The organism is Micromonospora sp. NPDC005172 (assembly GCF_040608555.1).
Lineage (GTDB): Bacteria > Actinomycetota > Actinomycetes > Mycobacteriales > Micromonosporaceae > Micromonospora.
Window position 1 is genome coordinate 171388 of record NZ_JBEXIL010000001.1, and the last position, 13598, is coordinate 184985.

Genomic DNA, 13598 nt, shown 5'->3' on the forward strand with positions numbered 1-13598 from the left:
CTGCGTCGACGCCGGAGATGGAAGCACAGGTCAGCCAAGTTCACGGTCGGTCACCCCACTGGCGTGAATGAAAGATAATCGCCATATTGCCACTGGGCACGATAGGCATCCAGCGGCATGCCGCCTCGCCCTGTGAACCCATCGTAGACGGTACCGTCCTTGATTACGGCGTAGTGCTCAGTCCACTTGCCGGCAGGGTCACGCACCGATGGCCCCAGCCCTGGCGCACCATATGCGTCCTTCACATGGACGACATCTCCCCCGATTATCTTCTGGATTTCCGTTGCACAGGCCTGGCAATTTTCCATCGTTGGCACGGGCCAACCGTTGGCGCCGATTTTGCAAGCCGGCCCGGTGTTGTGCACGAGCACCGGGGTGTCGCCGGCGAGCACATAGTACGTGTGGATCCCGGCAACGGTCAGGTTGTAGGCCGTACCCCGCTTCGAGGAGTCCGCCACCCGCTCGTCGACCCGTACCGTGCCACCGCCCGACGTCAGCAGCTCGTCTCCCGGCGCAAGCGCCTGCGCCGGCTGCCACTTTCGCTTGCTGGCATTCCAGAACGGGTGGTCCTCGGTCGTCGTCAGCTCCGCGCCGTCGACCTCGAGGGCGCGAAGGTCGTCCTCGTGGATCCACAGGTTGGTGACCCTGCGGTTCCCCTTCTCCCCCGTCTCCGGATCGGCGGCCTGCACCTCGTCGCCGACCTTGAGTTCGCTGATCGGTTTGGTGCTGCCGTCGGCCATGAGGACCCGGGTCTCGCCGCTGAAGCTGCAGAGGCCCAAGGTCACCGACTCGACGTTCACCGCACCTCGCGCGGACAGGTTGCGCAGCGCTCCGAGCCCGGAGCCTCCGCTGATGAGGGCGCCGGTGGCAGCGAACTCACCCTCGGCCGCGGCGGCCTCCGCGACACAGACGGGGCCGGTCATCGCACAGGCCAGGGCACCGACGATCAGCGCGACCTGCGCCAACTGCTCAAGCTTCGAGAGCTTGTGGAACGGGTTGTCGAGACCACACTTGAGCCGGTCGTTGCCCATCACGTCCGCGCACAGGAAGATCCAGTTGTCGTGGTACTCCGATGCCCAGTCGCGAAGGTCGCCCCAGGTCATGGTGGCCGAGCCCGTGTAGCCACGGGCGCGGATCATGTCCCGCTTCGTCTTGTCGAGCGGCACCTTGTAGGTCATGACGTCGTTGACCGTCGGCGGCTTCTTGTGGGCGTACGGGTCCACGGTGTTGCTGCACCCGTTGCAGCCGTCGTTGTGCCCGTCGACGTAGTGGTAGACGCCGTTGACGTCCTCGTAGTCCGCCCCTGGGCCGCAGGCGTCGTCCGAGCACGCCTTCTCGCCGGTCGGGTCGCTGAACGTAATCGGGCTGTTGTTGCCGTAGGCGTACGCGTTCCACTGTTGGGGATCGGTGACGTCCTGCACGGGGTCGACCGAGATGAACCGGCCCAGTTGCGGGTCGTAGTCGCGGACACCGATGTGGGTCAGGCCGGTGGTGTCGATGTCACCGCCGACGAAGCCCTTCTTGTTCACCCAGGTCGGCTGCTGGCCGCGCGGAGCGCCGTACGGAGTCTGCCGCCGGACCGTCACCGTCTGCGTCAGCGCGTCGACGGCCACGCTCTGCGTGCCCTGGTGGTCGTCGAAGAGCCAGGTGAGCCCCGCGCCGTTGCGGGAGGCGACGGTGCTGCCGGCGAAGCCGTAGTAGCGGGTCCCCGACGTGAGGCCGTTCTCCCGCCGCACCTCCTGGCCGGGCAGGTAGAGGGTTGCTCCGGTGGCGTCGCGGTGGACCAGTCGGCCACCCTCGGCGTCGTAGATGTTGCTGCCGGCGGAGGCCGCCGAGCCCGACACGGACGTCAGCCGACCCTCGGAGTCCCAGCTCAGCGACTGGGCGTTGGCGTCCGGAGGACAGGTGTTGGCCGTCGTACCGGCCGGACGGCAGGTGGTGTCACCCGCCTTGTCGTAGTCGAAGCGGGTGGTCACCGCGGACTGGCCGGGCGCCGCCACGGTCACCGACTTCACCGCGTGCGGCCGGACGACGTCCTTCCCCGCAGTGGGCACCTCGTAGGTACGGGTGGTGTCCCCGCCGAGCGCGTGCGAGATCTCCTTCGTCCGGTTGCCGATGCTGTCGATCGTCCAGTCGGTCCAGTACGGAGCCGGACCGCCGAGGTTGGCCATCGTCGGCGACGAACCGCAGTTCACTCCGGCCTTGGGGGTCCAGGCGGAGGTGAGCCGGCGCAGGTCGTCGTACCCGAAGCACTGGGTGTCGGCCTGCCCGACCGCCGGGGCGTCGGCGACGGAGGTGATGTTCCCCGCGTCGTCGTACCCGTAGGTCAGATCCGCGACGGTGCCGGTGGCGGTCTCCGGCTGGACGCGGCTGCGGGCCAGCCGGTGGGTGGTGAGGTCGTAGTCGAAAGCCTGCTCGACGTAGACCCCGCCGTCGATCTTCCGGGTGTTGACCGTCGGCTCACCGTAGATCGTGTACTGCTGGCCGATGACGTACCGGCCCACGTTGATCAGATTGGTGTCCAACGACGTCGGCAGACCGGTTACCTGGTCGTACCTGGTGGTGACGGTCTCCGTGGGAAGGTTCGCGACCGCGGGCGTCGTGACCGAGGTCGGACTGCCGTCGTACGGCGAGTAGCCGTAGCCGTAGGACCAGGTGCCGGTGAGCCCCGTCCCCTCGGCCGACGGGATCACGTACTGCATCCCGGTCGGCTGGTACCGGGTGTTGAAGCCAGTCGGACGGATCGTGTACGCGTTCGCCGACCCCGGCGGGTCGTACCGGATGCTCTGGGTCAACTGCCCACGCAGGGTCTGACCCGTGTACAGCGTGTCGTACTTCCACTCGGCGCGCTTCGTGGCGGCCGACTTGGTCCCGTCGTACAGGCCGATCTTGCGGCCGATCTGGTCGTAGTCGTAGACCAGCACCTTGCCGTTGGCGTCGGCGGTCTCCGTCACGTCACCGAAGGCGTTGTGCTTGGTGGTCGTGGTCCCCTTGTCGGGGTCACTGACCGAAGCCTGCCGGCCCTGGATGTCGTACGTGTAGGTCCACTCGTCGCCAGCGGTGTCCCGCATGCCCGTGAGCTGCCCCTTGCGGTTGAAGGAATAGCTGGTCGAGTGTTGCGGGTTCACGTGCTGGCGCAGTTCGACCGTGTTGCCGCGCGCGTCGGTGACGGTCGTGACCGGAGCGTTCTTCGCCGGCGGCGTCACCTTTGTCGAGTCGCCGAAGTACTCGGTCGTGGTGCGCCACTTCTCCACCAGGTTGGTGACGCCGTCGGTGCCGTAGAAGATCGAGGCCCTGGTGCGGCCCGCGTCGTCGTAGACGGTTCGGCTCAGCGCCGGAACCGACCACTCCGGCTCCCACCAGAGACCACCGGAGGGCGCGCCGGGCTCGCCGTGCGCGGCGTAGCTGGTCACCGCACGGCCGGCCTTGTCGTACAAGGTGTCGGTGACGACCCGGCCGCCGCCCACACCGGCGGTCTGGGTCTGGCGCGGCCGGAACAGCGCATCCTGGATCTGGTACGAGATCAGATAGCCCCCGCCGGCGTGCAGGGTCTTGGACATGGTGTATGGGTAGGCGTCCCGGTTGGCGGCGAACACGTAGCTGTGTTCCACCGACGGGCTGGTGGGGTGATCGGCTTTCGCCCACCCGACCTGCCACGCGCGGGCCAGTCGCCCGAGGGCGTCATACTCCCGCTCACTGGTCCGCCCGTTGAGATCGGTGGACTTGGTGGGGGCGCCCCGGTACGGGTCGACCTCGATCGACGAGCTCCAGCCGGTGGTGCCGCCGGCGGGATCGGGGGCGGTGGTGGTCACCTTCAGCAGGGGGCCACCCGAGGCCGGGGTGTAGCCGGTCTTCGTGACGTTACCGCGAACGTCGGTGGTGGTCAGCGGGCGCCAGAAAGCGTCGAAGGTGCCCTTGCTGACGACCTGCCAGGTCGTACCGGCCGCCTTGCTCCAGTCCTTGAGCGTCTCGTGCTGGGTGACCGCGCCGATCGTCGGCGACGTGTCGACGCTGGTGGCGCCGTCGTAGTAGTTCCGCTCGTCGGAGATGACGTCGTCGGTGGTCTGCGGCGCGCTGCCGCAGGCGAGGGCGGTGACCGTCGTCTGCTTGACCAGCGACACCAGGTTCTTGCCGGTGTCGCGGTTGTAGCTGTGGGTGGTGCACCGCTCGTCGCCGGTCTTGCCGGTGTCGCCGTCGTCCTGGACCTGCGTGACCATGCCGTAGGTGTCGTCGAAGCTGGACTGGGTGCGTGTCACCCGCCAGCCGGAAGCGCCGTCGACACCGAGGGCCGTCCCCGAGTAGGTGGCTCTGGTGTTGGTGAACCGGGCGGTGACGGTGTCGCCGTTGATGGTGCGGGTGGCCGACGCCGGCGACATCCAGGGAACGTTCACCGTCTTCGACACCGGCTTGGTGTCGACACCGTTGTAGACGACCTGCTCGCGGACCATGCCGGCGAACTGGTCCTCGTCCTTCACCGTCTCGGTGCCCAGCGACGCGCCCACGGTGACGTCCCGGGTGCCGCCCGAGGTGGATTCCTTGTCGCCGTGCATTCCGCGCAGGTAGGTGGTGCGGGTGAGTGTCTGGCTCGGCGCGTCACCGACCCGGGTCTCGACCGTCGCGTAGCCGCGGAACTGGTTCCAGGTCTTGCGCTTCGGCTTGATCAGGCCGTTGTCGTCCGCGTAGTGCCAGGCCGGTGCGCCGATGTAGGTGTAGAAGGTGTTCTTGACCGATTGGCCGCGGTCGGTGCCGTTGACCACCACCATCAGGTCGGACTCGGAGACCTGGGTGACCACGTACTTGTGCCACCACTCGGTGATGTCCGGGCCGTCCGCGTCGTACGGGTCGGGGCCGAGGACCGGGTAACACCGCTTGGTGTTGCCGTACGTCGTCGCGGGCAGGTTGCCCGACGAGCAGTCCGGCAGGCTGTAGGTCACCTGGATCTTGGCGCCGCTCTCGGTGACGATGTTGCCGATACGCATCCGGTTGTTCGTGGTGTTGTTCTTCGTCAGCACGCGGTTGCGCAGAGCCACCGGCTCGAAGGTCACTGGAGGCATGGTCACCGTGCTGCCCACGTGACCCGAGTGCACCACAGAGGTGAGGAACATGCCCGCGTAGTCGCTACCGTCGCCGACCGCCGGCCAGGAGTGGGCAAGAGTCCAGGAGTCCACCGGCTGCCAGGCGGGAGTGCTCTTGGTGGTGTCCCACACCTGCGCGGTGATCTTCGACAGACGCTTGGTCGACCAGAACGTCGGCGCGTAGTTGCTACCGCAGTTCGAGGCGGTCGAGGTGCACTCCTGATCCCATGGCACGTCCTTCCAGTGCGCCGCGTCGTGGGTGGAGCAGCTGGTGTCACAGCGATCGGCGGTGGTGAAGAGCACCTGCGCGGTCGGCGCGACCGACCGGTCCGCGGTGCCCCGATCCCAGGTGCCGTAGTCGATCCGCTTCAGCGTGCCACCGCGGACGTAGGAGGCCTTGTTGGTCGTGGTGAAGTTCTTGGCGTAGTAGTTGGTCTCCTTGTCGTACCAGTACGACATGGTGTTGCCTCGCGGGTCCACCACGTAGTCCAGGTTCCAACGCCAGGCCTGGTCGCAGAACGAGGACGCGAAGCTGGATCCGTTGCAGGGCTCGCCGGAGTTGTTGCCGGCCACCGGACTGGTCCAGGTGGAGCTGGTGGTCTCGGACTTCCCGGGCAGGTTGTGCAGGCCGAAGAAGTACTGCATACCGTCGGTGGAGGTGACTTTCCAGTACTCGCCGTCGTTGTCGCCGTTGGACGCGCCGGACAGCTTCTCAATCTTCGAGCCGTCCTCGCTGCGACTGTGCCAGCCCTTGCCCGACTCGTACACCAGCTCGGCGCCCCGGCCGTTGAGCGACAGGGTCGCGTTGTCCGAACGCCAGCACTGGTCGCCGGTCTTCTGGCTGTTGTTGTGGTCGCCGGTCATGTCATCGGAGCAGCCGACGTAACTGCGCTCGATGTAACCGGGCCAGTAGTCGAAGCCCTCGCCGAGCCAGGAGGGCTGGTTGTTGGATGCCTCCGACTTGCCGTCCACGGCACTGCTGGAGTAGGCCAGCGTCATCGACGGGGCGGGGCCACCGATCGCCGCCGGGAACTGCAGCGGGTAGGACCAGGAGAAGTCGCCGGTGGAGCCGCCCGCCGACCAGGTCGAGGAGGCGGCCAGGGGCGTGGCGGAGAAGTCACCCTCACTGCCGGACGCGCCCGCGCTGAGCGCGACCAGCGTGGAGGCCGAGGCCGTCGCCGCCTTGGTCCGACCACCCGCGTAAACCGCCGGAAGCGGCACGTCGGCGCTGACCGCGCCGTCCGCGTTCCGCGACTCCAAGGGTATGGCCGCGCAGCCCGCCTTCTGCGGACTGGTCAGCGCGCATTCGGGTACCTGCCAGAGCCTCAGCCGGGACGACCAGCTGCCACCGAAGGCTTTCTGGAAGCTGCGGTAGTCGACGGAGACCGTCGCCGCGCCCGATCCGGTCGACGTCGCCGCGTTCGCCGCGCCGCTGGTGCCCGAGACCTTCAGGAGCAGCCCGTCCTGCCACGCCTCCGGCGACGCGGCGCGATCCAGCACCTCGACCGAGACCGCGTCGGTTCGGGCTCCCGCGGTGCTGGACGCCCGGCTTACCGTCACCGGCAGAGCACCGGCGCGCACCGGCGACGCGGCGGCCCCACGCTGGCCGGTGGCCGGAGCGGGCAGCGTCACGGACGCCCGGCCCGGCTTCGGCCAGACCGGTGCCGCGAGCTGCGCGCTGCGCGCTGGGCACCTTCTTGACGGGCCACGCGCGGCCCTTCGCCGGCGCGCCGTCGGCGTCGAGCTTCTCCTGCTGCGTTGTCAGGTGCGGGCGCGGCTTGGCCGCCGCCTGCGTCGGCACGGACAGCACCGACACGACCAGCGCACCGGTCAGCATCGCGGCGACCACGCTGCGAAGTCGGCTGTCCCTCGTTCGTGGGCGTAGGAATGTGCGGGTTCTGGAAAGGGTGTGTTTCACCCATGCCTCCACAGGCGACGGTTTGCGAAGATTGGTTGACGTGCGGGGACGACCGCGAAGGGTTCGCGCCGGCCGGCCCGGAGGCCGACCGGCGCGAACCCCGCGAGCAGGTCAGTCCTCCGGGGTGACGTCCGCCCCAGACTGCTTCTCGAAGAGCTGCTCGACGTCGACGTTGGTCAGCGCGCCCTGGTGGAGGGTGAGGTTGGCGACGTCGCCGTCCCACTTGTCGACGACCTGGGTCGCCTGACCCGGCGGCGTGTAGCGGGAAGCGCCGACGTAGATCGGGCCCGTCGCGTTGAACGCGCCGGTGAAGGTGCCGGGGAACGGCAGGTTGGCCTCCAGCCGGCCGTTGACGTAGAGGCGGGCCTCCCGACGTCCCCGGTCGTAGACACCCACCAGATGAGTCCAGGTGGACAGGTCGTCCTCCTCGTTCATCTGCCGTGACGTCATCATCACGTCGACGACGTTGCCGTACTGCGGCGACGTGTCGAGACCGAAGAGGCTGAAGGACCACCAGTTCCCGGTCACGCCGTTGACGGCCTTCGTCCGCTGACCGAGGTAGAAGGCGGAGTTCTGGTTACCGATCTGCGCGACGGCGGTCTGGATGCCGAGTGACTCCGGGCGCAGCCAGACCGACACCGAGAACGAGTCATTGGTGTTCAGCACCCTGCTGTCCTGCGGAACACCGCTGACGTCCTTCACCGATCGGCCGTACTCGGTGGTCACCTTCGACGGATCCTGCAGATCCTCCGAGTTGAACCGCAGGAAATTGCGGCTCTCACTGCCGGTGTCGGTGCCGACGGTCAGTGCGAGCCGACGCCCGAACTGCCCGGCCTCCGGAGCGCTGCAGAGCGTGGGATCGGTCGACGCCAGGTAGCAGGGGGTCGCGCCGCCGAAGTCCCACTCGCCCACCTGGATCGGACGGAGAATGCCCGGCTCGTCGAATCCACCGGAGGTCGGCTCCTCGGCCAGCTGGCCGGTGAAGTCCTGACCGACGAGCACGCGGTCGAAGGCCTGGACATCGGCGAGGGACCCCGTGAAGTAGTTGTCGGCCACCCCGGTGTTCTGTGCCCGGTTCCGGCCGACGTGGAAGGGGCCGGTGGCGCTCCACGCGGTCGTCCACGGCGTGGATGCGACGGCCGCCCCGTCCAGGAACAGCGTCAGAGTGCGGGCGGCCGAGTCGTAGGAGAAGGCGACGTGACGCCAACGGTTGACGTCCGCCTGGCTGATCGCGGTGGGCGAGTAGAGCGGAGTCCAGGCGGCGTTCGTGCAGTCACCGTTGCGCATGGTGACGTTCCACCTCGGCGCTCCGGACACCATCACGATGCCGAAGAAGAAGCCGAAGTCGCAGTTTCCGCTCTGGGTCGCGATGGCCGCGTTCTGCGTCGGCATACTCGGCAGTTTCACCCAGGACGCCACACTGTACGACTTGGTGGTGTCGAGAACCGAGTTGGCCATGAGGTAGGACCAGCCGTTGAAGGAGGCCGTCTTGCCACCGACGAGGCGTCCGTCGGTCTCCCAGAGGAGGCCCGTGGGCGAAAGCGGGGTGTTGCCGCCCAGCGCGGGCTGACCGTCGGCGAGGGCCTGCGCCTCGGTCACGCCGGGGTAGGTCTCGAGCCCCCAGCGGGCCACCGCCGGTGAGGGACGGGCCGCCGTGAACTCCACCGATGCCTGACCCTGATTTCCGGCACCGTCCACGCCCTTGGCGTGCAGCGTGTTGATGCCGTACTTCGGCACCACGAGGGAGACGGTCGCGGTCTTCACGCAGACGGTGCTGCAGGAGGTGGTGGGCGTCAGCACGGTGACCGCCGACGTCCAGCCGTAGAGGAACTTGGTGACCGTGGTGTCGGTGGAGCTGATGACGAAGGTCGCCACCGAGCCGGGCAGGGGGTTGGGCGCGGAGGTGAGGACGACGGTCACCGGGGGCAGCTTGGTGTCAACGGTGAACTCGCACCACCCGGAGAACGCGCTGGTCTTGTCGTACGGCGCCGGGTCGGTTGATCGGGTACGGAAGGCGTAGGCGCCGCCCTCGACCAGCCCCGACAGGGCAGCGGTGGTGGATCTGCCGTTGGCGGGCACGGACGCGCCCGCCGGCGCGGTCTTTCGGGGGGTGGAGTCGTTGTAGCCGCCGGTGGCGGGGATCTGGAGCCACTCGTAGCCGGTACGGAGTGCCTGACCGGTGTCGGCGTCCGGGAAGATCGCCGAGAAGGTCGGGGTGAGGGTGCCGATGCCGATCCGCTGGCCGGAGACGCAGGCGACGCCGGAGACCTGGAGGTTGTTCGGCGCGCCCGGAATCGAGTCGTAGTCGACGACGAGCTTGGCGTTGTTCGGCCAGAACTTCTTGTAGCGGTCGGTGGTCGACTCGCCCGAACCGTCGGTGGCGCTGCACGCGCAGAATCCGAAGGTGATGTTCGTCGTGTTGTTGGTCGCCTGGGTCTGGATAAGGGTGATGACGGCCGAGCCGGTGAAGTTCACCGTCATGTCCGGCTGGGGCGAGTCCGAGCAGCCGGAACCCTCGTTGGCGTGGGACTGCGCGGTCGACTTCTGGCTGATCAGCTTCGGCGCCCACGCGGTCCGCGGCGTCGTGGAGATGCCCGCCGAGTGGTACAGGTACGTCGGAGTGTTCCCGCACGACCACGAGTGGTCCAGCTTCATCTGGACGTACGCGGACTCGATGTGCTTGCCCTTCATCGACGTCAGCGGGAAGTCGAAGTACGAGCGGTAGAGCTTGCCGCTGTCCGGGTCCCGGCCGACCCGGGCCACCGACGTGTCGGTGTTGTTGCTGTTGTTGTTCGTCGCGTACGCCCATCGGGTCTTGCCCGTCGACCAGGCCGGGTCGATGAACACCGGGTAGGCCGTCGCGGTCGACAACAGGCCGGCGTCCGGACGGAGCACGAGGTCACCACCATCGACCTCGACATCGACGGCAGCCGTCCTGGCGACGTCGCCCGGCGCCGCCGCCGTTGACCGGGCCAGCTCCGGGCCGCCCTGGGTGTCGTCGGCGGCCATCGACCTGGCGGCCGACGACGGCGTGGTGTTGGAGTCCCACATCGCGGCGGGTTCCGCCGACGCCAGCACCTCGGCGCCGGCCATCGCGGTGAGCCGCCCGTCGGCGCCGCGCACGACACGGGCGTTCCCGCCGAGGTCGAAGCGCAGGGTGCGCAGGGCGGGGTTGGCGGCGGCCTTCGCGTTCTTGACCGCGAAGACGTGCGTGAAGCCGGTGCGGGTGGCCCGCAGCACCAGATCCGTGCCCGGCAGCACCTCCGCGTAGGTGGCCGAGTCGCCGCTGACCGTCGGCTTCGGCAGCCCACCCGGCCAGGCCAGGGTCAACGTCTTGCCCTGTCGCACCAGCGTCACCGCCGGGCCCTTGCCACCGGCGGAGAACCGCACGTCGGCCACCGAGGCGACCGGACGCAGCCAGCCTCCCGCCCCGGCGCGAAGCGAGAGATCGACCGATGCCCACGACCCGTCCGCACGGCGGACCCGCTGCGGCGTGACCGCCGACTCCGACGTGAAACCGCCGGACGGATTCGCGAAGACCTGCGTCAGCTCGGTGCGCGCGTTGGCCACCTCCACCCGCTGGCCGGAACGCTTCGCCTGGGCGACGGCCGAGGCCGCGTCCGGTGCGACCGACGGATTGGCGGGCTTGGCAGCGGGTGCCGCCGCCTCGACGGACGACGGCGCGATGAGCAGGGAACTTACGACCACAGCCGCGACGCTGGCGGCAGTGAATCGGGAACGTTTCAGGAATAAGGCAGGCAGCATCGAGCGGCCAGGCATCATCTCAACCCCCGTGATTGAACGTGAACCGGTGGCGAGACTGTAGGGCTCACACGCCTCCGTGTCCACATCGGTCACGTTCGGTCATCCTGAATCGGGCATGGGCGCCCATAGGAGCACTGCCCGCGACGGATGGTGACGGCCTTGCGCGGGGGTGCGCCCGGGGGGAAGCACTCCCGCTACCCGGCCGCTCCGACGCCGGCCGGGGCGGTCGCCGTGGCCGAGGTACGGCGATCGGTTCACCACCAGGGCATTGACGCTGGGCAATTGACTGGATGTCCAGGATGCCTCTATAACGTTGTACGGGTGGTGATGGATGTCAATCTATTTGCCATGACCTGTGGGGTGTGAATCCCGCCGACATCCGCCGTCCGCGCTCCAGAAGCCACCCGATTCCCACCGCCCGCGCGCTGCGGGCTCAGCTGCACGGCCCGCGGCGACCCGCCCCTCGGAGACGGCATGACACGTCAGGACCCCGCCCGCCCCGCCCTGTCCCTACTGCTCATCCTCACCCTCGTCGTCGGAGTGTTCGCCGCACCGACCCGACCGGCGCAGGCCGCCCCGGCCAAGACGCCGCCACTGACCACACCGTGGACCAGCCAGGCGCTGGCCGGGACGCCCCTGCCGGAGTACCCGCGACCACAGATGACGCGTCCGGACTGGCTCAACCTCAACGGGGAGTGGCAGCTGCGGCAGTCCGGCACCGACGACGCCCCGCAGTTCAACACCGACCTGCCCGAACGGGTCAACGTGCCGTTTCCGGTGGAGAGCGCGCTCTCCGGTATCCAGCGGGCCGCCAACGACAACCGCAACTACCTGTTCTACCGACGCACCGTCACCGTCCCGCCGAACTGGTCGGGCCGGCGGACCCTGCTGCACTTCGGCGCCGTGGACTGGCAGAGCACGGTCTGGGTCAACGGCGTACGGCTCGGTGCGCACACCGGCGGTTACGACGCCTTCACCTTCGACGTGACCCCGCAGCTCAACGGCGGCGTGAACGAGATCGTGGTGAAGGTGTGGGACCCGACCGACACCCGGCAGAACGGCAGCCTGCCACCGATCGGCAAGCAGACCAAGCAGCCCGGTGGGATCTTCTACACGCCCAGCTCCGGCATCTGGCAGACGGTGTGGATGGAACCGGTGCCGTCGGCGTCGATCAGCAGCGTGGACGTCTACCCGAACCTGGCCACCAACACCCTGCGGGTCCGGGTCTTCACCCGGGGCGACGTGAGCGGGCACAGCGTGCTCGCCGAGGCGTTGACCGGAAGCACCGTCGTCGGCTCCGCCACCGGCGGCTTCACGGACTTCAGCGTCCCGGTGCCCAACGCCCGCCGTTGGTCACCCGACGACCCGTTCCTCTACAACCTGCGAATTCGTCTGCGCAACGCGGGTGGCGCGACGGTCGACCAGACCGTCCATTACTTCGGGATGCGGGAGATCACCACCGGCGTGGTCAACGGGGTGCTACGACCGAAGCTCAACGGACAGTTCGTCTTCCAGGTCGGCACCCTCGACCAGGGCTTCTGGCCGGACGGCCTGTACACCGCGCCGACCGATGCCGCCCTCGCCTTCGACCTGCAGAAGCACAAGGACCTGGGCTTCAACATGGTGCGCAAGCACATCAAGGTCGAGCCGCAGCGCTGGTTCTACCACGCCGACCGGCTCGGCCTGCTTGTCTGGCAGGACATTCCGTCGCTCACCGCGCAGAACATCGACCCCACCGATGCTCAACAGGCGCAGTTCGAGACCGAGGCACGCGAGATCGTCGACGAGCACCGCAGCTCCCCTGCGGTCGTCGCCTACACGCCCTACAACGAGGGATGGGGCGAGCGCACCCTGGCCGACACCCGCCGCGTGGCACAGAACATCAAGAATCAGGACCCCACCCGCCTGGTCAACCCGCACAGCGGCCACAACTGCTGCCAGTCCCTCGGCGACCCCGGCAACGGCGACATCGACGACTGGCACGTCTACCTCGGCCCGGACTCACCCTCGCCGTCGAGCAGCCGGATCGCGGTACTCGGCGAGTTCGGCGGCCTGGGCCTGCGCACACCCGGCCACGAGTACAGCCCCAACGGGCAGTTCTTCGCCTACGAGTGGCAGCCCACCTCCGCCGCGCTCACCGACCGGTACGTGGGGCTGGTGCAGGGCGCGCAGAACCTGATGCTCGGCAAGGGTCTCAGCGCCTCGATCTACACCGAGATCGCCGACCAGGAGGGAGAGTTGAACGGCTTCCTCACCTACGACCGGCAGGTGGTCAAGATGGACCAGGCACGCGTCCGCGCGGCCAACACCGCCCTCGTCAGCGCGTCCAAGGCGATCGGCAGTTCCGCCCCCGTCGCCCTGCCGGTCAACACGCGGCACTCGTTGCAGGTGACCACCCCCGGCTACACCAACCGGTACCTGCGCCACCAGAACAGCCTGGCGTACACGGAGGTGGTCGACGCGGGCAGTTCGGCGCTGCTCAAGAACGACGCGACGTACGTCATCCGGCCCGGCCTGGCCGACGGCGCCTGCTACTCCTTCGAGTCGGCCAACTATCCCGGTCAGTACCTGCGGCACCAGGACTCCCGGGTCCGCAACTCGCCGAACGACGGCTCGGCGCTCCTGCGGGCCGACGCCACCTGGTGCGCCCGGGTGGGACTGACCGGAAGCGGCGTGTCGCTGGAGTCGTACAACTTCCGTGGGAAGTACCTCCGGCACTACAACTCGGAGGTGTGGCTCAGCAACGGCACGGGCGGTGACGCCTACAACAGCCCCACCCTCTGGGCGGCCGACAGCACCTGGAACATCGCCGCTCCCTGGGCCCCCTGACCACGACGGAC

3 protein-coding genes are annotated in these 13598 nt (G+C 68.4%); 1 reads left to right on the forward strand and 2 read right to left on the reverse strand.

The features are described from left to right. Nucleotides 1-50: 50 nt before the first annotated feature. Nucleotides 51-6707 carry an RHS repeat-associated core domain-containing protein gene (locus ABZV06_RS00625; RefSeq protein WP_355617431.1) on the reverse strand — a complete coding sequence of 2219 codons (6657 nt, stop codon included), beginning with the start codon at nucleotides 6705-6707 and terminating at the stop codon, nucleotides 51-53. Nucleotides 6708-7104: 397 nt separating this feature from the next. Next, nucleotides 7105-10701: a LamG domain-containing protein gene (locus ABZV06_RS00630; protein WP_355617434.1), complete on the reverse strand. Its 3597-nt coding sequence runs from the start codon at nucleotides 10699-10701 to the stop codon at nucleotides 7105-7107. 531 nt (nucleotides 10702-11232) lie between these two features. Here ABZV06_RS00630 and ABZV06_RS00635 point away from each other — a divergent pair. Further along, entirely contained in the window at nucleotides 11233-13587 is a 2355-nt protein-coding gene (locus tag ABZV06_RS00635; RefSeq protein WP_355617436.1) for an AbfB domain-containing protein, read from the forward strand. Nucleotides 13588-13598: the final 11 nt, after the last annotated feature.